General features: G+C 58.3%; 19 protein-coding genes. 11 read left to right on the top strand and 8 right to left on the bottom strand.

Annotation, left to right across the window (positions count from 1 at the left end; all coding sequences use genetic code 11):
* The first annotated feature begins 101 nt into the window (after positions 1-101).
* The 5 genes from H7F20_RS00800 (at position 102) to H7F20_RS00780 (ending at position 8,003) form a co-directional block, all read left to right on the top strand.
* Positions 102-1,139 carry a LacI family DNA-binding transcriptional regulator gene (locus H7F20_RS00800; protein ID WP_185784248.1) on the top strand — a complete coding sequence of 346 codons (1,038 nt, stop codon included), beginning with the start codon at positions 102-104 and terminating at the stop codon, positions 1,137-1,139.
* A 101-nt stretch (positions 1,140-1,240) separates the two neighbouring features.
* Positions 1,241-1,897, top strand: coding sequence for a beta-phosphoglucomutase (gene pgmB, locus H7F20_RS00795; RefSeq protein ID WP_185784247.1), 657 nt, complete (start codon positions 1,241-1,243; stop codon positions 1,895-1,897).
* A gap of 18 nt (positions 1,898-1,915) precedes the next feature.
* Entirely contained in the window at positions 1,916-4,222 is a 2,307-nt protein-coding gene (locus H7F20_RS00790; RefSeq protein ID WP_185784246.1) for a glycoside hydrolase family 65 protein, read from the top strand.
* Between the two features lie 61 nt (positions 4,223-4,283).
* Positions 4,284-6,116: a glycoside hydrolase family 13 protein gene (locus tag H7F20_RS00785; RefSeq protein ID WP_185784245.1), complete on the top strand. Its 1,833-nt coding sequence runs from the start codon at positions 4,284-4,286 to the stop codon at positions 6,114-6,116.
* A gap of 9 nt (positions 6,117-6,125) precedes the next feature.
* Positions 6,126-8,003, top strand: coding sequence for an alpha-amylase family protein (locus H7F20_RS00780; RefSeq protein WP_185784244.1), 1,878 nt, complete (start codon positions 6,126-6,128; stop codon positions 8,001-8,003).
* 52 nt (positions 8,004-8,055) lie between these two features.
* Here H7F20_RS00780 and H7F20_RS00775 read toward each other — a convergent pair whose 3' ends face one another.
* Entirely contained in the window at positions 8,056-8,487 is a 432-nt protein-coding gene (locus H7F20_RS00775) for a hypothetical protein (protein WP_185784243.1), read from the bottom strand.
* Positions 8,488-8,668: 181 nt separating this feature from the next.
* Between H7F20_RS00775 and H7F20_RS00770 the strand changes: the two genes are divergently transcribed.
* Positions 8,669-9,379 (top strand): glycerophosphodiester phosphodiesterase family protein, encoded by a 711-nt coding sequence (locus H7F20_RS00770; RefSeq protein WP_255443938.1) that lies wholly within the window; start codon positions 8,669-8,671, stop codon positions 9,377-9,379.
* Positions 9,379-10,677 carry an NAD(P)/FAD-dependent oxidoreductase gene (locus H7F20_RS00765; RefSeq protein WP_185784241.1) on the top strand — a complete coding sequence of 433 codons (1,299 nt, stop codon included), beginning with the start codon at positions 9,379-9,381 and terminating at the stop codon, positions 10,675-10,677. The genes H7F20_RS00770 and H7F20_RS00765 overlap by 1 nt, the downstream gene beginning before the upstream one ends.
* Here H7F20_RS00765 and H7F20_RS00760 read toward each other — a convergent pair.
* The 3 genes from H7F20_RS00760 to H7F20_RS00750 form a co-directional block, all read right to left on the bottom strand.
* Complete coding sequence (locus tag H7F20_RS00760) at positions 10,659-11,387, bottom strand: MIP/aquaporin family protein (protein WP_185784240.1); 729 nt, start codon at positions 11,385-11,387, stop codon at positions 10,659-10,661. The two genes, H7F20_RS00765 and H7F20_RS00760, sit on opposite strands and share 19 nt — an antisense overlap.
* 10 nt (positions 11,388-11,397) lie before the next feature.
* Positions 11,398-12,897: a glycerol kinase GlpK gene (glpK, locus tag H7F20_RS00755; RefSeq protein ID WP_185784239.1), complete on the bottom strand. Its 1,500-nt coding sequence runs from the start codon at positions 12,895-12,897 to the stop codon at positions 11,398-11,400.
* Positions 12,898-12,993: 96 nt separating this feature from the next.
* Positions 12,994-13,476, bottom strand: a complete 483-nt coding sequence (locus H7F20_RS00750; RefSeq protein ID WP_185784238.1) for a TspO/MBR family protein — start codon at positions 13,474-13,476, stop codon at positions 12,994-12,996.
* 71 nt (positions 13,477-13,547) lie between these two features.
* On the opposite strand from H7F20_RS00750, the gene H7F20_RS00745 reads away from it, so the two are divergent.
* The 4 genes from H7F20_RS00745 to H7F20_RS00730 all read left to right on the top strand — a co-directional run bounded on the left by H7F20_RS00745 (position 13,548) and on the right by H7F20_RS00730 (position 17,624).
* Positions 13,548-14,630 carry a diphosphomevalonate/mevalonate 3,5-bisphosphate decarboxylase family protein gene (locus H7F20_RS00745; protein WP_185784237.1) on the top strand — a complete coding sequence of 361 codons (1,083 nt, stop codon included), beginning with the start codon at positions 13,548-13,550 and terminating at the stop codon, positions 14,628-14,630.
* A gap of 122 nt (positions 14,631-14,752) precedes the next feature.
* A complete protein-coding gene (locus H7F20_RS00740; protein ID WP_185784236.1) occupies positions 14,753-15,688 on the top strand; it encodes a mevalonate kinase in 936 nt (311 codons plus the stop codon).
* 11 nt (positions 15,689-15,699) lie between these two features.
* The gene (locus tag H7F20_RS00735; protein WP_185784235.1) at positions 15,700-16,605 is read left to right on the top strand and encodes a geranylgeranylglycerol-phosphate geranylgeranyltransferase; all 906 of its coding nucleotides are present in this window, start codon (positions 15,700-15,702) and stop codon (positions 16,603-16,605) included.
* Between the two features lie 50 nt (positions 16,606-16,655).
* Positions 16,656-17,624, top strand: coding sequence for a pseudouridine synthase (locus H7F20_RS00730; protein WP_185784234.1), 969 nt, complete (start codon positions 16,656-16,658; stop codon positions 17,622-17,624).
* A gap of 58 nt (positions 17,625-17,682) precedes the next feature.
* On the opposite strand, the gene H7F20_RS00725 is transcribed toward H7F20_RS00730, so the two are convergent.
* From H7F20_RS00725 to argB, 4 genes are all read right to left on the bottom strand, one after another.
* Complete coding sequence (locus H7F20_RS00725) at positions 17,683-17,922, bottom strand: YtxH domain-containing protein (protein WP_185784233.1); 240 nt, start codon at positions 17,920-17,922, stop codon at positions 17,683-17,685.
* Between the two features lie 203 nt (positions 17,923-18,125).
* On the bottom strand, positions 18,126-19,421 hold the full coding sequence (gene argH / locus H7F20_RS00720; protein WP_185784232.1) for an argininosuccinate lyase: 1,296 nt from the start codon (positions 19,419-19,421) through the stop codon (positions 18,126-18,128).
* A 51-nt stretch (positions 19,422-19,472) separates the two neighbouring features.
* Positions 19,473-20,546, bottom strand: a complete 1,074-nt coding sequence (locus tag H7F20_RS00715; RefSeq protein ID WP_185784231.1) for a M20 family metallo-hydrolase — start codon at positions 20,544-20,546, stop codon at positions 19,473-19,475.
* Positions 20,543-21,322, bottom strand: a complete 780-nt coding sequence (argB, locus tag H7F20_RS00710; RefSeq protein WP_185784230.1) for an acetylglutamate kinase — start codon at positions 21,320-21,322, stop codon at positions 20,543-20,545. The genes H7F20_RS00715 and argB overlap by 4 nt, the downstream gene beginning before the upstream one ends.
* Between the last annotated feature and the right edge of the window lie 6 nt (positions 21,323-21,328).

Raw genomic sequence — 21,328 nt, 5'->3', positions numbered from 1 at the left:
ATACTTTGGGAAAATCGCTGTGGAAAACTCCCGGCATCAGAAGTTTTACCTTATGGATTTATTGGCTACCTTGACGGGTTATCCTGTGTCAACACTACCACGTGAAACATAAAATCACCTTAAAGGATATTGCCAGGGAACTCGATGTTTCGATTTCCACGGTTTCCAAGGCGCTCAAGAACAGCGAGGAGATCAGCACGGACACCAGGGAAAAGGTCCAGGCCTTTGCCCGGCTCTACAACTACAAGCCGAATAACATTGCCATCAGCCTGAAGAACAAAAGGACCAAGAATATCGGGGTGATCATCCCGGACATCGTCCACCATTTCTTTACCACTGTTTTCCGCGGGATTGAAAAATATGCCAATGCCCGGGGCTACAACGTGATCGTGTGTGTCTCAGACGAATCCTTCGACAAGGAGGTTATCAATATGGAACTCCTGGCCAATGGAAGTATTGACGGGTTCATCATGGCGCTCTCGGCCGAAACCCAGATGCGGAACGATTTCAACCACCTGCGGGAGGTAACCAACCAGGGGATCCCCCTGGTCCTGTTCGACCGGGTCACCGAGGAAATCACCTGCGACAGGGTGATCATCGACGATGAAGCTGCCGGCCGGGAAGTCACCCAAAGGCTGTTGCGCGCCGGGAGGAAACGCATTGCCCTTTTCACCACGGAGAGTTACCTGAATGTCAGTGCCAAAAGGGAATCCGGCTACAGGAAGGCACTTGAGGCAAACGGGATCCCCGTAAACGCGGACCTGATCCTCAGGCTGCCCTTCCAGTTCGAGGATGAGGGTTTCAGCGAGGCGTTTCTCAAAAGGCACCCGGAGGTGGATGCGGTGGTCTGCGTAAACGAAATCTTTGCGATCCGCGGGATGCGACTGGCACAGCAACTGGGGCGGCGGGTACCTGAAGACATCTCCTTTATCGGCTTTACGGACGGCATCCTTTCCCGCTATTCCAGCCCTTCGCTCACCACGGTAGACCAGCATGGGGAACAAATGGGCGAAACGGCCGCCGCCCTGCTGATCGGGAAAGTGGAGCGGGAATACGACGAAACGGATGAGGACAACTACCGCACCGAAGTAATTCCGGTAACCCTCATCGAAAGGGAGTCGGCCCTCCTCCGAACCTGACCGGGCATTTTGGCCCCGGGCTGCGGCAGAAAAGATTTCCTTTCTATATTTGGCAGGCGTCCCTGCATTTTGCAGGAACCTTAAAAGTGACCCATTTGCCCATGGAGGGATTTATCTTTGACCTGGACGGCGTAATCGTCGACACTGCCAAATACCACTACCTGGCCTGGAAACACCTGGCCGATGAGCTGGGGATCCCCTTTAGCGAGGAGGACAACGAGCGTTTCAAGGGCGTCAGCCGGAAGCGCTGCCTGGAAATCCTGCTGGAAATGGGCGGACTCAGCGTATCGGCCGGGCAATTCGATACCTGGCTGAAGGAAAAGAACGAGGACTACCTGTCTTACATTAAACAGATGGATGCTTCCGAGATCCTGCCCGATGTGCATAAGGTCCTGGATTACCTCCTGGAGCGGGAAGTGCCCATGGCCCTCGGGTCGGCCAGTAAAAATGCCCGGCCGATCCTGGAAAAAGTGGGCTTGTTGTCGTATTTTGAAACCATCGTTGACGGGAATGAGGTGGTCAGGGCCAAGCCCGACCCCCAGGTTTTCCTGTTGGCGGCGGAGCGGCTAGGGGTGCCCCCGGAGCGCTGCGTGGTTTTTGAAGATGCTTTGGCGGGGATCGAGGCGGCCAATGCTGCAGGAATGATGAGTATTGGCATAGGGGACCCGGGAGTGCTCACCGAGGCCGATCGCGTCTTCACAGATTTTACGGAAATTGACCTGGAATATATCCGCGGCCTGCTTTCCGCGGGGCAGTAAACAAACTAAACAAATAACATGAATCAGGATTATATCGTACCCGATGCGTGGTCGATCATCGAAGAAGGTTTTGAACCGGAGCGGGTAGAATCGTCGGAGAGCCTTTTCAGTCTTGGCAATGGTGCCATGGGCCAACGGGCCAATTTTGAAGAACAGTACGGGGGGGCGACCTTCCAGGGAAGCTATATTGGCGGGGTGTACTATCCCGACAAGACCCGTGTGGGCTGGTGGAAAAACGGTTACCCGGAGTATTTTGCCAAGGTCCTCAATGCGCCGAACTGGATCGGGATCGACATATCCGTGGACGGGGAGCCCCTGGACCTCGCGGCTTGCAGGGAAGTCAAGGCATTCCGCCGGGAACTGAACATGAAGGAGGGGGTGTACTACCGATCCTTTGAGGCAACCCTGAAAAACGGGGTGGAAGTGGCCGTGGAAGTTACCCGCTTCCTTTCGATGGAAATCGACGAGACAGGTGCGATCCGGTACGCCGTACGCCCCCTGAACAGGAAGGCGACCATTCACATGGAACCTTACCTGGACGGAGGGATCACCAATGAGGATACCAACTGGGACGACCCGTTCTGGGAGATACAGGCGGTCGATTCTGAAGGGCCGCGCGCCTATATCAAAGCCCGAACCCTGAAAACGCACTTCAACACCTGCACCTTTATGCATGCGGCCCTGGAACTGGACGGCGACCTCCTCGAGATCGGGGCGGAGACCCTCCGGACCGACACACGCATCGGGCACCGCTATGCCGTGGAGGTGGGTGAGGGACAAACCCTGACCCTTTTCAAATTCGGCGGGTATGCCGCCGACCTGAATCACCCGAAGGACGCCTTGCGGAAAGCTGCCGACCAGGCGCTGGACAAGGTGCTGGCCATGGGCTTCGACGGGCTTAAACAAGCCCAGCAGGACGCCTGGGCACGGATCTGGGAAATGAGCGACATTACCATTGAAGGAGACGTCAGGGCCCAGCAGGGGATCCGCTTCAACATCCTGCACCTGAACCAGACCTATACAGGCCGCAACTCCCGGCTCAATATCGGACCCAAAGGCTTTACGGGCGAGAAATACGGGGGGAGTACCTACTGGGACACCGAAGCTTACTGCATTCCCTTTTATATGGCGACCAAGGACCAGCAAGTGGCGCGGAAACTGCTCAAATACCGGTACAACCACCTGGAGAAGGCCATTGAGAATGCCCGGAAACTTGGCTTTAAAAACGGGGCGGCCCTCTATCCGATGGTCACCATGAACGGGGAGGAATGCCACAACGAATGGGAAATTACCTTCGAAGAGATCCACCGCAACAGTGCCATTGCCTTTGCCATCTTCAACTACTATCGGTATACGGGCGATTACAGCTACATACCGGAAATGGGCCTGGAAGTGCTGATCGGCATCGCCCGGTTCTGGCACCAGCGCGCCTCGTTTTCCAACCTGAAGAAGAAATACGTGATCCTGGGGGTAACCGGGCCCAACGAATACGAGAACAACGTCAACAACAACTGGTATACCAATTATTCGGCCCGCTGGTGTATCCGCTGGACGCTGGAGCAGCTGGCCAAGGTCAGGGACGGCTACCCGGAAGACTACGACCGGATCATTGGGATTACCAAACTCACGCCCCAGGAGACCTCAGGCTGGAAAAAGGTGGCGGACAACCTCTACCTGCCCTACAGCGAGGAGCACCGAATCTACCTCCAGCAGGACGGCTTCCTGGACAAGGAACTGATTACCGTGAAGGATTTGGACAAGAAGGAACGCCCCATCAACCAGAAATGGAGCTGGGACCGCATCCTGAGGTCCCCCTATATCAAACAGGCAGATACCCTACAGGGCTTTTACTTCTTTGAGGATGACTTTACCCTGGACCAGCTGGAGCGCCACTTTGATTTCTACGAACCGTTTACGGTCCACGAGTCGTCCCTGTCCCCCTGCGTGCATTCCATACAGGCTGCGCGCCTGGGCCGGATGGAGCAGGCCTATACATTTTACCTCAGGACCTCGCGCCTGGACCTGGACGATTACAACAAGGAAGTGCACGAGGGGCTGCATATTACCTCCATGGCGGGTACCTGGATGAGCATCGTGGAAGGATTTGGCGGGATGCGGATCGTGGACGACAAATTGTCATTCAGCCCCAGGATTCCCCGGCAATGGAAGTCCTATTCCTTCAAGATCAATTTCCGTCACAGGATCATCAAGGTGACCGTGGCCCCTGACAAAACCAGCTTTGAACTCGACGGGAAGGAAGAGATGTCTATCCGGGTGAATGGCAAACGGGTAGTGCTGACCCCCGGGAAAGCCACCACCCCCTGATCCGATGGCGAGCCGCGGAAATCCCGTCAGCCTGCCACTGGCTCTGATCCTTATTTTATTTATGGCCAGCCACAGAGACCTTCAAGCACAACTCCGCGTGGAGCCCCCCAACTGGTGGGCAGGGATGCAGGCGGATACGCTGCAATTGATGCTGTATGGCCCCGGCCTTTCGGCCTATACCGCCGATACCGATTACCCCGGCCTGCAACTGGTGGCTTCCCATCCGGGTGACAGCCCGAACTACCTGTTCCTGGACCTTGTTCTCGGGCCTGAACTCCGCCCCGGCACGGCTACCCTGCGGCTCTCCAAAAGCGGCAGCCAGCCCATGGGCATCGAATTCCCGTTCCTGCAGCGGGTACGCCCCGGGGAGGCGTACCAGGGTTTTGGCCCGGGGGATGTCCTCTACCTGATCACCCCGGATCGCTTTGCGAACGGAGACCCGGCCAACGATTCGGTTCCGGGCATGCGGGAGACGGGCGTCGACCGCGGGCACGACTATGCGAGACACGGAGGGGATATCCGGGGGATTACCGAACACCTGGATTACATTGCGGATATGGGATTTACCGCCATCTGGCCCAGCCCGCTGCTGACCAACGACATGGCGTCCTCCTCCTACCACGGGTATGCGATCACCGATTTCTATGGGGTGGACCCCCGGTTCGGCAGCCTGGCCGAATACCTGGAACTGGCGGAAGAAGCCCGTAAACGGGGTGTAAAAATCATCATGGACCAGGTGGTAAACCATATCGGCGTCTCCCACTGGTGGATGGAGGACCTCCCCTTTGCGGACTGGGTGCACTTCCAGGATTCCTGGAAGGAAGGGGAACGGCCCGAGGTGACCAACCACCGTCGGACGGTGAACCAGGATCGCTACGCCTCGGTGGCGGACCGCGAGCTGATGGACCGGGGCTGGTTTGTGCCTACCATGCCGGACCTGAACCAGGACAACCCCTTCCTGGCAAACTACCTGATACAGAACAGCATCTGGTGGGTCGAAACCCTCGGCCTCGGGGGCATCCGCCAGGATACCTATCCCTATCCCTCAAAGGAATTCATGGCGCGCTGGGCCCGTTCGGTCATGGCAGAATACCCGAATTTCAATATTGTCGGGGAGGAGTGGAGCTACAACCCCCTCCTTGTGGGCTACTGGCAGGATGGCGCCCGGAACCGGGATGGGTATCGCTCCTACCTGAGGAGTACGATGGATTTCCCGCTGCAGCGCACCCTGGTGGAGGCCCTTACAACTGACGAAAACTGGGACAGCGGCCTGAACCTGCTCTATGAAGGCCTGGCCAACGACTTCCATTACGCCCGCCCGGAGGACCTGCTGTTCTTCGGGGATAACCACGACATGGACCGGATCCATACCCAGCTGGGCGAATCGGTTCCCCTGACCGAGATGGCCCTGGCCTTTGTCCTGACAGCACCGAGGACCCCCCAGGTTTATTACGGGACCGAAATACTGATGAGCAACTCGGACAAGCCCGGGGACCACGGGCGCATCCGCACGGATTTCCCGGGTGGGTGGGAAGGCGACCGGGTTGATGCCTTTACCGGGAAGGGACTGAAACCGTCCCAGAAAGGCATGCAATCCAAACTCCGGAACCTGTTGCGGTACCGGCGGGAAAGCCCGGCTATCCATTCCGGGGCAACCCTCCATTTTGCCCCGGAGGACGGTATTTATGTTTTGGCGCGCAGGCTGGAATCGGAGACGGTCCTCCTGTTGTTGAATAAGAACGACACGCCTGTGACCCTGGATACCCGTCGCTTTGCAGAACTTGGCCTGGCCGGCGCAAAGCTCCGCGAAGTCCTTACGGGGACGGAGTTCCTCTGGGACGAATCCGTAAATTTGCCCTACAAGGGGGCTTATGTGCTTACCACAGCCCTATAATTTACAGCGATGAAACCACTGTTAACCGCCTTCGTAAGCTCCCTGCTGATATGCTCCTGCAGTGAAGGCCCGCAGACCCGCGCACAAAATAAGCCAGTACCGATGAAGAAGCAGCAAAAAGAAGTCGTCTACCAGGTATTCACCCGCTTGTTTGGAAATACGAATACCACCAACAAGCCCTGGGGGACCCTGGAAGAAAACGGCGTGGGGAAGTTCGCCGATTTTACGCCCAGGGCCCTGCAGGCCATCCGGGACCTGGGGGTTACCTACATCTGGTATACGGGCGTGCCCCACCACGCCCTGGTCACCGACTATTCGGAATTCGGGATTCCCGCCGATGACCCCGATGTGGTGAAGGGCCGGGCCGGATCGCCCTATGCCGTGAAGGATTATTACAACGTGAACCCGGACCTGGCCACGGACCCTGCCAACCGCCTTGGGGAATTCCGCGACCTGGTGGACCGTACGCATGCTGCAGGGATGAAGGTGTTGATCGACATCGTGCCAAACCACGTCGCCCGGAACTACCAAGGGGATTCCACGCCGGAAGGGTCCAGGCCTTTCGGGGCAGATGACGATACCTCCGTGGCTTACCGGCCGGAGAACGACTTTTATTACATTCCCGGGGAAGCCTTCAGGGTGCCAGAATGGCGGGACGGATACCAACCCCTGGGGGGGGAGGCCCATCCGATGGCAGACGGCCGCTACCGGGAAAACCCGGCCCGCTGGACCGGGAACGGATCCCGCCAGGCACAGCCGGACATGGACGACTGGTACGAAACCATCAAGGTGAATTACGGGGTTTCCCCGGACGGGGTGTACGCTTTCGACAGCCTTCCCCGGGGATATGAGGAACGCAGCGTCGCCGAACACCTGGCCTTCTGGAAAGGGAAGCAGGTTCCGCCAAGCTGGCGGAAATTCCGGGATATCGCCCTTTTCTGGCTGGACCTGGGGGTGGATGGTTTCCGGTACGACATGGCCGAGATGGTCCCGGTGGAATTCTGGAGTTACCTCAATGCGCATATCAAGGCAACCAACCCCGATGCCTTCCTGATGGCCGAAGTCTATAATCCCGGACTCTACAGGGATTACATCTTCAAGGGCAAGATGGACTACCTCTACGACAAGGTGGAACTTTACGACAGCCTTAAGCACATAATGAAGGGGTACGGATGGACGGACCATATCCCGGTGGTGCTTAAGGGGCAGACCGATATTGAACACCACCTCCTGCACTTCCTGGAAAACCATGATGAGCAGCGGATTGCCTCCCCGGAATTCGCCGGGGATGCCCGGCTGGGCAAACCGGCCATGGTGGTATCGGCCACCCTGGGGACCAGCCCCACCATGATCTATTTCGGCCAGGAGGTAGGGGAACCCGGGGCCGAGGCAGCAGGTTTCGGCAGCCCCTCGCGGACCTCTATTTTCGATTACATCGGAGTGCCCCACCACCAGCGCTGGATGAACGGGGGGGCCTTTGACGGGGGAGGCCTGTCCGGAGAGGAGTCGGAGCTACGGGATTTCTACAGCCGCCTGTTGAACTTCACCATCGGCAGCCAGGCGCTTATGGGGTCATACCAGGACATCCACTATTACAACAAGGAGCACACCCCGGGATATGACCACCGGCTCTATTCCTTTGCCCGCTGGGAGGGGGAGGACCGGCTGGTCGTCCTGAGCAGCTTTGAAAAGGAAAGGGGCTACAGGCTGGAACTCGGGCTCCCGGACTCCCTGATTGCGCAATGGGGCCTCTCAGACGGCACCTACCCCCTGGAGGAAATGCTCTACGGCGGGAAAAAGCTGACGCTCCGGGTAACAGGGGGCCAAGGCAGGATTGCCCTGGAGGTGGCCCCGCTCGAATCCCTGATCCTCCGATTGCCCGAATAAAAAAACCGGCCGGGGGAGATCCCCCGGCCGGCTGCTTGGATTTTACACGGGATCAGGAACCCTGCTTCCCTGCAGTGGCCTTGTAGACCAGGGCGATGACTGCCCCGATCACGGCGTAGTAGACAATGTCCAGGATGGCTTCGACCGCGTGGGCGGTACCGTCCATCATCTTGGAAGTGCCGTACATCACCAGCCCCATACCCAGGCCTACAAAAATGCCGATCCAGGTCCCGAAACCCAGTCCGCCACCTGCGCTGTGCGTACCGTTTGCCCACTTCCCGTAAAGGGTGCTCATGGCGAATGCCCCGGCCAGGTTTCCGAGGAAAATCATCAGGAGGCTCATCTCCTCGTCACTTTTCATCACATCCGAAAGTGCGTGCTCCTCAAAAAAGCTCATGGTGGCCATGCCCCAGATCAGGTAGCCCAGGAGAAACATGGCTACCGCGGCCACAATCGTTGCCGACAGATTTTGTTTTGAAAACATGTTTGTAAGGTTAATTGGTTAATAGTGAATACAATATAGGTATTCTTTACACTGGTTCCGCTGGGGGGAATCAAATTTTGCAGGCGGTTTTTGGAAGCGGGTCGGCCGTAGTTTGTATTTTTAGCCGGATAATATGATACCAGCTATGCGTTATTTCTGGGGAACCCTCCTATTGTTGATTATGACTGCCTGTACCACCGCCGGAAACAAGACCCTGATCATCGGCCATCGGGGGGCCATGGGCTACGAGACCGAGAATACCGTGGCCTCTGTGCAAAAGGCCCTGGACCTTGGGGTGGACATGATTGAGATCGATGTATTCCGGATCGAGAGCGGGGAAATCGTGGTCTTCCACGATGAAACCGTGGACCGGCTGACCAACGGGGGCGGACGGATAGAGGAGTACAATGTATTTGACCTCAGGCAACTCATCCTGGATGGCAGGCACCGCATCCCGCTGTTGCAGGAGGTGTTGCGGACCATTAACCACCAGGTGCCACTGAATATTGAACTCAAGGGTGCAGGCACCTCCGACCGGGTAAATTTTATCACCGATTACTACGTTGAGCGGGAGGGCTGGGAACCCGATCAATTCCTGATTTCCAGTTTTAACTGGGACGAATTGCGCGAATACCGGAGGCTGGACCCTGAAGCGCGGATCGCTGTCCTGACAGAGGGGGACCCCCTGGAGGCCCTCGAGGTGGCCCGGGAGCTTGGGGCGGAAGCCATCAACCCGAATGCCGCTGCAGTGACCCCGGAGAATATCGACGCCATACACGATGCGGGCTTCAAGGTCTATGTGTGGACCGTAAATGAGAAATCAGCATTCGACGCCCTGAGCGAAATAGGGGCAGACGGGATATTCACGAACTATCCGGACCGGATGAAGTAATGCACGACCTGCTTGTCATCGGGGGTGGTGCCGCCGGGTTTTACGGGGCCATTCACGCTGCGCGCCGGAAACCGGGAATGCGGATTGCGATCCTCGAACAAAATAAGGACTTCCTGTCCAAGGTGCGCATTTCCGGGGGCGGGAGGTGCAACCTGACCCACCGGCCCATGGATCCCGGGCTGCTTAGCGGACACTACCCCCGCGGCAGCCGGGAACTGATAGGACCCTTCCATACCCATGCGAGCCAGGAAGTGATGGCTTTCTTCGAATCCCTTGGGATCCCGCTTAAGACCGAAGAAGACGGACGGGTGTTCCCCCGGAGCAACCAGTCGGAATCCATCATTATGGGCTTAATGGGCGAAACCACGCGTCTGGGCATTGAATTACATCCATCCTGCCGCGTAACCGGCCTGGGGCTTGCGGATACCGATGGCAATTGGGAAATAACTTCCTCCTGCGGGGACTTCCGGAGCCGTCGCTTGCTGGTGACGGCCGGCAGCAGCCGCTCCATATGGAACCTGCTCGAAAACCTCGGACACCGGATTGTCCCACCGACTCCTTCCCTGTTCACCTTTCGGATCCGCGATCCCAGGATCCAGGGGTTGCAGGGAATTTCAGCCCCCGGGCGCATTGAAGTGCTGGAGCCCGGGGGTTCCGACGCCCCCGTCGCCCAGGCGAATTTTAAAAAGGCACACCGGAAAGGGGAACTGACCGCCGAGGGGCCCGTGCTTATCACCCATTGGGGGCTCAGCGGCCCTGCCGTACTCCGGCTTTCCGCCTGGGGTTCCCGTCTGTTCGCCGCCTTGGGATATAAGGCCCGGGTCCGGGTCAATTGGCTCCCCGACTACCACAAAGGCGCCATCCCGGCTTTCCTGGAACAGGTGAGGCAGGCGGACGGTGCAAGAAGGGTAGGACGGTCCCGGGCCATACCCCTCCCGGGTCGGCTCTGGGCACGCCTTGTGGAGGCCGCAGGCATCCCCCCGGACCGGCGTTGGGCGGAACTTTCGCGTGCCGGGATGCAACAGCTGGCTGCCCAGCTTTGCGAATGCACCTTTTCCGTGGACGGGAAGAGTACTTTTAAGGAAGAATTTGTCACTGCCGGGGGCGTTTCCCGGAAGGAAGTCGATTTCCGGACCTTTGAAAGCCGAAAGCAGCCCGGGCTGTTCCTGGCGGGGGAGGTCCTCGATGTGGACGCCATTACCGGCGGGTTTAATTTCCAGAATGCCTGGACCGGGGCCTACCTTGCGGCACAGGCAATTGCCGGATCCCTGCCCGAAGTTCAGGAAAGCAGCAGGTAGAGCCCTGCGGCTGCCACCCCGCCCAGCAGGGGCCCCACAATGGGTACCCAGCTATACCCCCAATGGCCTTTTTTCCGGTCCCCGGTTGGGACCAGGCTGTAGATGATCCTCGGCCCCAGGTCGCGGGCGGGATTGATCGCATACCCGGTGGTCCCCCCCAGGCTCAGGCCGATTCCCCAGACCAGGAGGGCAACCGGGAGTGCCCCAAGGGACCCCAGCCCAATGACGGTTTGGGGCTCGCTCAGGGAGGCATCCGTAAAATACAGGACAGTAAAAACCAGGACAAAGGTCCCCACCAGTTCACAGACCAGGTTTACCGGCTTGTTCATTATGGCAGGTTCCGTGCTGAATACCGCCAGTTTCAGGCTAGAATCCGCCGTGCGGTCAAAATGGTCCTTATGCATGAACCAGACCACGAATGCGCCCCCCATGGCACCCAGGAGTTGGGCTGCCAGGTAGGCGGGAACGTCGGCCCAGGGGAATTCCCCCGCGGCTGCCAGGCCCACGCTCACCGCCGGGTTGATATGTGCCCCGCTGTAGGGCCCGGCCACTACCACGCCGACGTAAACCGCGAATGCCCATCCCGTGGTGATGACGATCCACCCGCTGTTGTTGCCTTTGGTGCCTTCCAGCACGACGTTTGCATTCACCCCGCACCCGAGGAGGATCAGTAGGAAGGTCCCGATCAATTCTGCTGTAACTGCTGTCATATGTTTCGGATTATTTGTTGTCGGATGACCAGAATTCAATGGCCCGGATGGCGCGGTGCCAGCCGCGGATCCCTGCTTCGATCGGTTCCCTTTCCCGGGTGGGGTAAAAGCGCCGGTCGGTCTGCCAGATCGATTGGATGGCCTCCGGGCTTTCCCAGTAGCCTACGGCAAGCCCTGCAAGGAAGGCGGCGCCCATGACCGTGGTCTCTATGATTTTCGGCCGGACCGTTTCCGCCCCCAGCACGTCGGCCTGGAACTGCATCATCATATTGTTGACGGTAGCACCGCCGTCCACCCGCAATTCCCGGATCGGGATGCCGGAGTCCTTTTCCATGGCCTTGAGGATGTCCATGGTCTGGTAGGCAATGGATTCCAGGGCCGCGCGGGCCACATGGGCATCCGTGCTACCGCGGGTCAGGCCAAACAGGGTGCCCCGAGCCTGCTGGTTCCAGTGAGGGGCGCCCAGGCCCGCAAAGGCCGGCACCAGGTAGACGCCGTCTGTGCTGTCCACGCTCGTGGCCAGCGCTTCCACGTCAGAAGATTTTTTGATGATCTTCAGGCCGTCCCGCAGCCACTGTACTACGGCCCCTGCAATAAAGATGCTGCCCTCCAGCATGTAGGTGGTTTTTCCGTTCAGTGTCCAGGCGACGGAAGTCAGCAGGTTGTTTTCCGAAACGATGGGCGTATCCCCGATATTCATCAGCATGAAGCACCCGGTGCCATAGGTGTTTTTGACCATCCCCTTCCGGGTGCACATCTGCCCGAAAAGGGCAGCCTGCTGGTCGCCGGCAATCCCGGCCACCGGGATGCCGGCGGACAGGAAGGATTCATCGGTGACCCCGTACTGTTCACTGGATTCCCGGACCTCGGGCAGGAGGGAGGCGGGGATGTCGAGGAGCTCGAGGAGGTCCGGGTCCCAGGACAGGGTCTGGATGTTGTACAACATGGTCCTGCAGGCGTTGGTCACGTCCGTGATATGCAGTTCCCCCCCGGTCATGTTCCAGATGAGCCAGGTGTCGATGGTCCCCATCAGGAGTTCGCCCCTTTCCGCTCTTTCCCGGGCCCCCTTCACGTTGTCCAGGATCCAGCGCGCCTTGGTTCCTGAAAAATAGGAGTCGATAACGAGGCCGGTCTTTTCCCGTATCATTTTCTGGTGGCCGGCTGCCTTCAGTTCATCGCAGTAGTCCGATGTTCGCTTGTCCTGCCAGACTATGGCCGGATGGATGGGTTCCCCGCTGGCTTTATCCCAGATGACCACGGTTTCCCGTTGGTTGGTGATGCCGATTGCCGCTATCTGATTTGGTTTCAGGCCTTTCCGCGCCAATGCCTCGGAGGCCATCCCGGACTGTACCGCCCAGATTTCTTCCGCGTCGTGTTCCACCCAGCCCGGGTTCGGGAAATGCTGGGTGAATTCCTTCTGGGCAGTGGAAATGATGGCTCCTTTCTTGTTGAAGACGACAGCCCGGCAGCTTGTGGTGCCCTGGTCCAGGGCGAGGACATATTGCTCCATAGGAGGGGATGGGGTTTAGTTTAGTTGCGTTTGTTCGTTTTAAAAATAGGGGATTTATGCGTTACGGCCCAATACCGGCCCAAATGGGCCTTTTTGCTAATTCAATTGGACGATGCGCAGATTCAGCAGGGTGGCGAAGAGGACCCAGGCCAGGTAGGGGACCAGGAGCCAGGCTGCGGTTTTGCTGACCACCCGGAAACACCGGATGGTGAGGACCAGGACCAGGACCAGTCCCGCGATGACGGCCAGGGCCCAGGCAGGCTGGCGCAAGCCGAAGAAAACCAGGCTCCAGGTACCGTTGAGCAACAACTGTATCCCAAAGTGGTAAAGGGCCGTCTGTACCCAGATGTGGTGGAAGCCCCTTGCCCAGACCAGCCCGGCCGCAACCCCCATCAGGATATACAGGATCGTCCAGACCGGGCCGAACCAGCTGTTGGGCGGGGTGAAGGTGGGTTTGGCCAGGCCCGGGTACCAGGTATCGACCGAACTTTGGGTGGCAAACGCCGCCAACAGGCCGATCAGGAGGCAAATCCCTACGGAAATAAGGATGCGGATATATTTTTTGCGGCTGCGTTGCATTTCCCACAAGGTAGGAATTTTTGCCTTGTGGCTCCGCCACAAATAGGGCTATATTTGCCAAAAACGCACCGATGGTCCACCAGGAATTCCTGAGCCGCGCTGCTTCCGGCCCGATTGCGCCCGGGGAAGTAGCCTGGCAGGCTCCCAGCAATATCGCCCTTGTCAAATACTGGGGAAAAAGGGAAGGACAAATCCCCACCAACCCATCCATCAGCTTTACCTTGGATGCCTGCAACACCCGGACCCGGCTTGCCTATGCGCCCGCGTCCCCAAAGGCAAAAGGGCCTGTTTTCCGCGTCTTCCTGGACGGGGAACCCGCCCCGGGGTTCGAACCCAAAATCCGGCGGTTCCTGGACCTGGCCTTGCCTTACCTGCCGTTTCTGGAAAACCTGAGCCTGGAAATCCATACGGAAAACAGCTTTCCGCACAGCAGCGGCATCGCTTCCTCTGCAAGTGGGATGGCTGCCCTGGCTCTTTGCCTGGTGGCCCTGGAGGAGCGCCTCGACCCTGGGGCAGACACTGCGCAGTCAAAACGGAAAGCCTCCTTCCTGGCCCGACTGGGATCCGGGTCGGCGGCCCGCAGCGTGGACGGCGGCCTGGTCTTCTGGGGGGAACACCCGGGGATTGCCGGCAGCTCCGACCTTTACGGAATCCGATACCCCGGGGAGGTACACCCGGTATTTGGGACCTACCACGATACCGTCCTGCTGGTAGACAAGGGCCAAAAGCCCGTCAGCAGCACGGTCGGGCACGGCCTCATGAACGGGCATCCCTTCGCTTCCCAGCGCTTCAACCAGGCCAGGAGGCACCTGGATTTGCTGGGGCCGGCACTGGCCTCCGGGGACCTTGCTGCTTTCGCCGACCTGGTCGAATCCGAGGCGCTTTCACTGCATGCCATGATGCTTACCAGTTCCCCCTCTTTTATCCTGATGAAACCGGACACCCTGGCGATCATCGAAAAGATCCGGGGATACCGGGAGGCCGGTGGGCAACCCGTCTGCTTTACGCTGGACGCGGGGGCCAATGTACACGTGCTTTATCCGGCATCAGCGGCAGGCGCGGTATACGGATTTATCCGGGAAGCCCTGTTGGAGCACTGCCCCGGGGGCCAGCACATCTGCGACCGGGTAGGCGCCGGTGCCCGCCGGTTATGATATGGTGCCGGCACCTTATCCCATTGGATTATGGCCCAATCAGTTGGGTCTGGGGCTTTAGGAAAGAATTTGCAAATGTTAAAGGAAAGATTTTGTACTTTTGACCCTGTTACCACTAGTTTATGAAAGGACCGCTGTTTTATTCCAAGATCCTGCTCTTCGGGGAATACGGGATCATTAAAGATTCCAGAGGCCTTTCCATCCCCTATAATTTTTTCAAGGGCGCCCTCAAGATGAAGGAACCGCTCAGCGGCAGGGCTCTCCGGTCTAACGAAAGCCTCAGGGCCTTTGCGGAGTACCTGGAAACGGTGGAGCAGGAGTTCCCGGACACGGGCTTCAACCTGGACCTGCTGCGTTCCGACCTGGACAAAGGGCTGTACTTTGACAGTTCTATCCCCCAGGGTTATGGGGTAGGCAGCAGCGGCGCACTGGTGGCTGCCATCTACGACCGCTATGCCATCAACAAAATTACCATCCTGGAGAACCTGACGCGGGAGAAGTTGCTGCACCTCAAGGAAATCTTCGGGCGCATGGAATCTTTCTTCCACGGGAAGTCATCCGGCCTGGATCCGCTGAACAGCTACCTGAGCCTGCCTATACTGATCAACTCCTCAGACAACATCGAGTCGACCAGCATCCCCTCCCAGAACCCTGCAGGAAAAGGAGCCGTCTTCCTGCTGGACAGCGGCAGTGTGGGGGAGACAGCCCCCATGGTGCAGATCTTCATGGAAAAAATGAAGCACGAGGGGTTCCGGAATGTGATCCGCGACCAGTTTGTCCGGTATACGGATGCCTGCGTGGAGGATTTCATCAGCGGGAATGTCAAATCCCTCTTCGGGAATATCAAAAAGCTGTCGCACGTGGTGCTGGACCATTTCAAGCCCATGATCCCCCAGGAATTCCACCAGCTCTGGAAACAGGGGATCGAGACCAACGCGTATTACCTGAAACTCTGCGGTTCCGGGGGCGGGGGATATATCCTTGGCTTCACGGAAGACCTTGAGAATGCCAAAAAGGCCCTGAAGGGCCATCGCCTCGAGGTCGTTTACAACTTCTAAAAACCGCCGGCATGCTCAGCCGCAAGCAACGCATTTTCCTGTTGAAGGCCCTGAGCCTTTTTTCCATCGTACGCGGCTACAACATCCTGATAATCATCCTGGCCCAGTACCTGGCCGCCATTTATATCCTGGCACCCGACCGCCCGCTCCGGCAGGTAGTACTGGACGGCAACCTGTTTGTGATCGTTTTGTGTTCGGCCATGGTGATCGCCGGGGGATATATCATCAACAACTTCTACGATTCTGAAAAGGACCTGATCAACAAGCCCCGTAAAACGATGCTCGACCGCCTGGTCAGCCAGCGGGTCAAGATCTACAGCTATTTTATCCTGAATTTCCTGGCCGTTTTGCTGGGGGCCTATGTATCCTTCCGGGCTGCCCTGTTTTTTGCGGCCTACATATTCGGGATCTGGCTCTATTCCCACCGCCTGAAGAAGATCGCCTTTGTGGGAAACTTCGTGTCCGCCACCCTGGCCATCGCCCCGTTTTTTGCCGTCTTTGTCTATTACAAGAATTTTGAGACGGTCATTTTCGTCCATGCCCTCTTCCTTTTCCTGCTGATCCTGAGCCGGGAACTGATCAAGGATATGGAAAACCTCGCCGGCGACCTGGCGCAGGACTACAGGACCATTGCCGTGCGCTACGGCACCGTCGCTTCCAAGCGGTATATCAGCCTGCTGGTACTTCTCACCTTTATCCCCTCCTTCCTGTTGATCCGTTATTTTGACGTGGGTTATATGTACCTCTACTTCATTGCCTGCAGCCTGTTGCTGCTGCTTTTTTTGGTCCTCTTGTGGGGCGCAAACAGCAAAAAGCACTATGTCTGGCTGCACAATATCCTGAAATTCATTATTGTATCTGGGGTATTCGGTATCCTGCTGATCGATGTGGACCTGGTGTTGAACCGCATATTATGAGCCCGCCCGATCGGTAGCGGGCCGATTTCGTACCTTTGAAAAAAAGTAACATGGACAGATCCGACAGGAATGGAAAGGGCGGCGGTTCCGGCCGTCAGGGAGGCAGCTCCAGTCGCAAGGGAGGCGGCGGGGCCCGCAAATCTTCCGGACGCCAGGGCGGCAGCGCGGACCGGAAATCTTCCGGACGCCAGGGTGGTGGCGATGACCGCAGGGCATCGGGTCGCCAGGGCGGCAACTACCGGAGCAAGAGTTATGCCCGGGGCAATGCGCCCATCCGGCGTTCCACGGAAGGGGGAAGCTCCCAACCCGGACTGATCCGGCTCAATAAGTACATCGCCAATGCCGGGATCTGTTCGCGACGGGAAGCCGATACCTATATCGCTGCTGGCAATGTTACGGTGAACGGCAAGACCATTACTGAAATGGGCTACAAGGTGCAACCCGAAGACGAGGTCCGGTTCGACGGCCGGTTGCTTCAGCGGGAGAAGAAGGAATACGTCCTGCTCAACAAGCCCAAGGATTTTATCACCACCACCCGGGACGAGAAGGGACGGCGGACCGTGATGGAACTCATTTCCAGGGCCACCAAATCCCGGCTGGTGCCGGTTGGCCGTCTGGACAGGAATACCACCGGACTGTTGCTTTTCACCAACGATGGCGAACTGGCAAAAAAACTGACCCATCCGCGGCACGGAGTCCGGAAAATCTACCACGTGGAGCTGGACAAGGCCTTCAAATCGACGGACCTCGGCAAATTGCGGGAGGGGCTCGAACTGGAGGACGGCCGCATCCAGGTGGATGAAGCCAGCTATATAGACGGGGCATCCAAGAAGGAAGTCGGGGTCGAACTGCACAGCGGCCGCAACCGCATTGTCCGACGGATCTTTGAGCACCTGGGTTACAAGGTGGTCAAACTAGACCGGGTAGTTCTGGCCGGGCTGACCAAAAAGGACCTGCCCCGCGGGCACTGGCGCCACCTGACCGAACAGGAGGTCATCAACCTGCGGATGATCCAGTAGCCGCCCCATTAAAAAAGCCCGGGGATTTCCCCGGGCCTGATTTTCTCATAGCGGAAAACTAGTTGTCGTCCGTTGCGTCTTCTACCTCATCTTTTATTTCGTCCGCGGCATTTTCCATTTCATCGCCGATCTCTTCGGCGCCTTCCTCAATATCGTCCCCCATTTCGTCCATGGTGTCTTCGGCATCGTCTGCCATCTGTTCGATGTTGTCTTCCATTTCCTCGGACTTTTTGGTGTCGCGACAACTCCAGCTTGCCATAACGGTCAGTAATACGACCATAAATACTATACGTTTCATGCTCTTTCTCATTTTTTGGGTTTAAGTTGTTCTTATTCTGTGTAATGAAGCAGTAAGATACGAAACTGGGGCTGCCCAAACGATTGGTATTGAAATAAATACGTCCCGAATCCAAATGCTGAGCGGCATGCTCCGGAGTCGCCCGGGAAATTTCGAGGACGAAATGTCCGGGGGGGTGGGGTGGGAGTACGCGGGACCTGAAATCAGGCTGCCGGCCCCTGCAGGGCCCGTTCCATTTTTGCGGCAATGCGTTCCAGGCAGAGGTTCCCCAGGCTGCCGGCATGGGTATGGGGGGCATCCCTGACCGGTTCAAAGGAACCATCGGCGATGGATGCGGCCATCTCCCTGTAGGCATCCCGGAAAGGCACGCCTTCCAGCACCTTCTGGTTCAGGGTGTCCACGCTGAACAGGTAATCGTATTTCGGGTCATCGAGGATCCGCTTTTCCACGCGTATCTCGGCCAGGCTGGTCCGGGCCATTTCCAGGCAGGACTTAAGGGTTTCCACTGCCGGCAACAGCACCTCCTTGGTGAGTTGCAGGTCCCGGTGGTACCCGCTTGGCAGGTTGGTGGTCACCAGCCCCAATTGGGCGGGGACGGCCTGGAGGAGGTTGCATTTCCCGCGGATCAGCTCAAAGATGTCCGGGTTCTTTTTATGCGGCATGATGCTGCTCCCCGTGGTCAGCTTATCCGGGAAGGATACAAACCCGAAATTCTGGCTCATATAGAGGCAGATGTCCATGGCCATCTTGCCGAGGGTGGCCCCAACGGCTGCAAGCGCCGTGGCCGCTGTCCGTTCCACCTTGCCCCGGCCCATCTGGGCTGCCACCACGTTGTATTTCATCTCGGCGAACCCCAGGTCCCTGGTGGTGAATTCCCGGTCGATGGGAAAGGAACTGCCGTATCCGGCGGCACTGCCCAAGGGGTTCTGGTCGGCTACGCGGAGGGCGGCCTGCAACAGGTAGACATCGTCCACCAGGCTTTCGGCATAGGCCGAAAACCACAGCCCGAAGGAGGAAGGCATGGCGATTTGCAGGTGGGTATACCCCGGGAGGGAAACGGCTTTGTGCCTTTCCGCCAGTTCCATCAGCAATCCGAAGAGCGCATGCGTCTGCTCCATGATATCGCCCAAAGCCTCTTTCAGGTAGAGCTGGAGGGCCACCAGGATCTGGTCGTTTCGGGAACGGGCGGTGTGGATCTTTTTACCGGTATCCCCCAGTTTTTCGGTGAGCAGGAATTCGATTTTGGAATGCATGTCCTCAAACCCCTCTTCGATGGTAAAGCGGCCGGCTGCTTCTTCCCGGAGCAAGGCATCGATTTCCCGCACCAGGTCGGCCGTTTCCGAGTCGGAGAGCAACCCGATTTTCCCCAGCATACGGGCGTGTGACCTGGAGGCGATCAGGTCGTACTTCACCAGGAGCAAGTCCAGTTCGCGGTCGTTGCCCACTGTGAAGCGGTCTGTCTTTTCGTCCGGGCTGCTGCCCTTGTCCCATAGTTTCATGGCCGTGTTGGTTTTGAGGTTTTTGGGCCGGTCTCACCGGCCGTAAACGCGTTAGCGGGTCAGGAACTGGTCCAGGATCCGTATATACAGGTCGATACCCTGTTCAATTTCCGAGACAAAGATAAACTCATCGGCGGAATGGGAGCGGCGGCTGTCTCCCGGGCCCAGTTTCAGGGAGGGGCAGCTCAGGGCCGCCTGGTCCGAGAGGGTGGGTGACCCGTAGGTCTTCCTGCCCAGCCCTACTCCGGCCTGTACCAGCGGGTGGTCCGGTGCGATGGAGGAGGAATTCAGCCGCAGGGAACGCGGCTTCAGACTGCAGGGGGCCTGCGACTGGAGCAGCTCTGCAATTTCCTGGTTCGTGTAGCAGTCGTTCACACGGACGTCGATCACCAGGTCTACCTTTGCGGGGACCACGTTGTGTTGGGTACCCGCATTGATCTGCGTAACGGTCAGTTTGACCTCCCCCAGTACGTCGGAAACCTTTTCGAACCGATAGTTGCGGAACCAGTCGAGGACGGGGATACAGTTGTAGATGGAATTGTCGTCGTTCGGATGGGCCGCATGGGAGGGGGTGCCCTTCACCTCGGCATCAAAGATGACCAGCCCTTTTTCCGCTATGGCCAGGTCCATCAGGGTGGGCTCCCCTACAATGGCCACATCGATCTCCGGGAGGATTTTGAGCATGCTGTTCAGGCCATTGGGCCCGGAATTTTCCTCCTCGGCCGAGGCCACCAGTACGATGTTGTGCGAGAGGCCTTCCTGCGGGTACCAATGGGCAAAGGCAGCCATGAGGGAAACGAGGCAGCCACCGGCATCGTTGCTCCCCAGCCCGTAGAGTTTCCCGTCTGCCACCTCGGCCCGGAAAGGGTCCCGGGTGTAGGCGCTGTTGGGCCGCACCGTATCGTGGTGGGAATTCAGCAGCAACAGGGGTTTGCCTTCCCGGTAGTCCCGGTTAAACGCATAGATGTTGTTTCCCTGCCGCTTGTAGGGGATCTTTTCGCGCGCCAGCCAATCGGCAATGCGCATGGCCGTCTGCTCTTCCTCACCGGAGAAGGACGGGGTGGCAATCAGGTCCTTCAGCAGGTCGGTTGCCCGGCGGGTGAGTTGTGCGGTTTGAGTGGTCATAGGCGGATTTCAGTATGGATGTGATGGCCCGGGCGGAGCATTTCCGGCGCGCCAATAAATACCTGCCCAACGCCCTTTTCCAGGGCCTGGAAGCAGTTGTGCAGTTTCGGCAGCATCCCGGCGGCGATCTTTCCCTCCGCCCGGAGCTGGTCGTAGGCTGCCCTGTCGATCCGCGGGATGACGCTGGAGGGGTTTGCGATATCTTCCAGGACCCCGGCTTTTTCAAAACAGTACAGGAGGCGGGTAGCGTATCGCTGGCTCAGGCCGGCCGCCAGGTCTGCGGCAATGGTGTCCGCATTCGTATTGAGCAGCTGCCCTTGCCCGTCGTGGGTGAGAGCGCAGAAAGCCGGTACAAAACCTGCTTCCAGCAAGGCGGAAACTGCGGGTACATTCACCGATTCGATGTCCCCCACAAAGCCGTAGTCGATGTCCCCGGCCGGCCGTTTCCGGGCACGGATGAGGTTGGCATCGGCCCCGCTCAACCCCAGGGCATTGCACCCCATCGCCTGGAGGCGGGCCACGAGTGTTTTATTGGCCCAGCCGCCGTACACCATGACGGCTACCTCGAGGCTGGCCGAATCTGTGATGCGGCGCCCGTCCACTACCCGGGGCTCGATCCCCATGCGGTGGCTGAGCTCAGTGGCTCGCTTGCCGCCCCCATGGACCAGCAGCTTTAGTCCCTTCAGGGCGGTAAATGCCTCCGTAAAGGATTCCACTAGGCCCGGCTCCTCCAGGAAGGCCCCGCCGATTTTTACGATGGACAAGGTGGGTTTCACGGGTTG

The organism is Robiginitalea sp. SC105, from assembly GCF_014243345.1.
Classification (GTDB): domain Bacteria; phylum Bacteroidota; class Bacteroidia; order Flavobacteriales; family Flavobacteriaceae; genus Robiginitalea.
Note: the sequence above shows the minus strand (reverse complement) of the source record. Positions and strands in the feature narration are given on the sequence as shown.

Bases quoted from the DNA above. Each gene is read 5' to 3' on its own strand.
- pgmB (WP_185784247.1), top strand. From the start codon at position 1,241: ATGGAGGGATTTATCTTTGACCTGGACGGCGTAATCGTCGACACTGCC.
- H7F20_RS00790 (WP_185784246.1), top strand. From the start codon at position 1,916: ATGAATCAGGATTATATCGTACCCGATGCGTGGTCGATCATCGAAGAA.
- H7F20_RS00785 (WP_185784245.1), top strand. From the start codon at position 4,284: ATGGCCAGCCACAGAGACCTTCAAGCACAACTCCGCGTGGAGCCCCCC.
- H7F20_RS00780 (WP_185784244.1), top strand. From the start codon at position 6,126: ATGAAACCACTGTTAACCGCCTTCGTAAGCTCCCTGCTGATATGCTCC.
- H7F20_RS00775 (WP_185784243.1), bottom strand. From the start codon at position 8,487: ATGTTTTCAAAACAAAATCTGTCGGCAACGATTGTGGCCGCGGTAGCC.
- H7F20_RS00770 (WP_255443938.1), top strand. From the start codon at position 8,669: ATGACTGCCTGTACCACCGCCGGAAACAAGACCCTGATCATCGGCCAT.
- H7F20_RS00765 (WP_185784241.1), top strand. From the start codon at position 9,379: ATGCACGACCTGCTTGTCATCGGGGGTGGTGCCGCCGGGTTTTACGGG.
- H7F20_RS00760 (WP_185784240.1), bottom strand. From the start codon at position 11,387: ATGACAGCAGTTACAGCAGAATTGATCGGGACCTTCCTACTGATCCTC.
- glpK (WP_185784239.1), bottom strand. From the start codon at position 12,897: ATGGAGCAATATGTCCTCGCCCTGGACCAGGGCACCACAAGCTGCCGG.
- H7F20_RS00750 (WP_185784238.1), bottom strand. From the start codon at position 13,476: ATGCAACGCAGCCGCAAAAAATATATCCGCATCCTTATTTCCGTAGGG.
- H7F20_RS00745 (WP_185784237.1), top strand. From the start codon at position 13,548: ATGGTCCACCAGGAATTCCTGAGCCGCGCTGCTTCCGGCCCGATTGCG.
- H7F20_RS00740 (WP_185784236.1), top strand. From the start codon at position 14,753: ATGAAAGGACCGCTGTTTTATTCCAAGATCCTGCTCTTCGGGGAATAC.
- H7F20_RS00735 (WP_185784235.1), top strand. From the start codon at position 15,700: ATGCTCAGCCGCAAGCAACGCATTTTCCTGTTGAAGGCCCTGAGCCTT.
- H7F20_RS00730 (WP_185784234.1), top strand. From the start codon at position 16,656: ATGGACAGATCCGACAGGAATGGAAAGGGCGGCGGTTCCGGCCGTCAG.
- H7F20_RS00725 (WP_185784233.1), bottom strand. From the start codon at position 17,922: ATGAAACGTATAGTATTTATGGTCGTATTACTGACCGTTATGGCAAGC.
- argH (WP_185784232.1), bottom strand. From the start codon at position 19,421: ATGAAACTATGGGACAAGGGCAGCAGCCCGGACGAAAAGACAGACCGC.
- H7F20_RS00715 (WP_185784231.1), bottom strand. From the start codon at position 20,546: ATGACCACTCAAACCGCACAACTCACCCGCCGGGCAACCGACCTGCTG.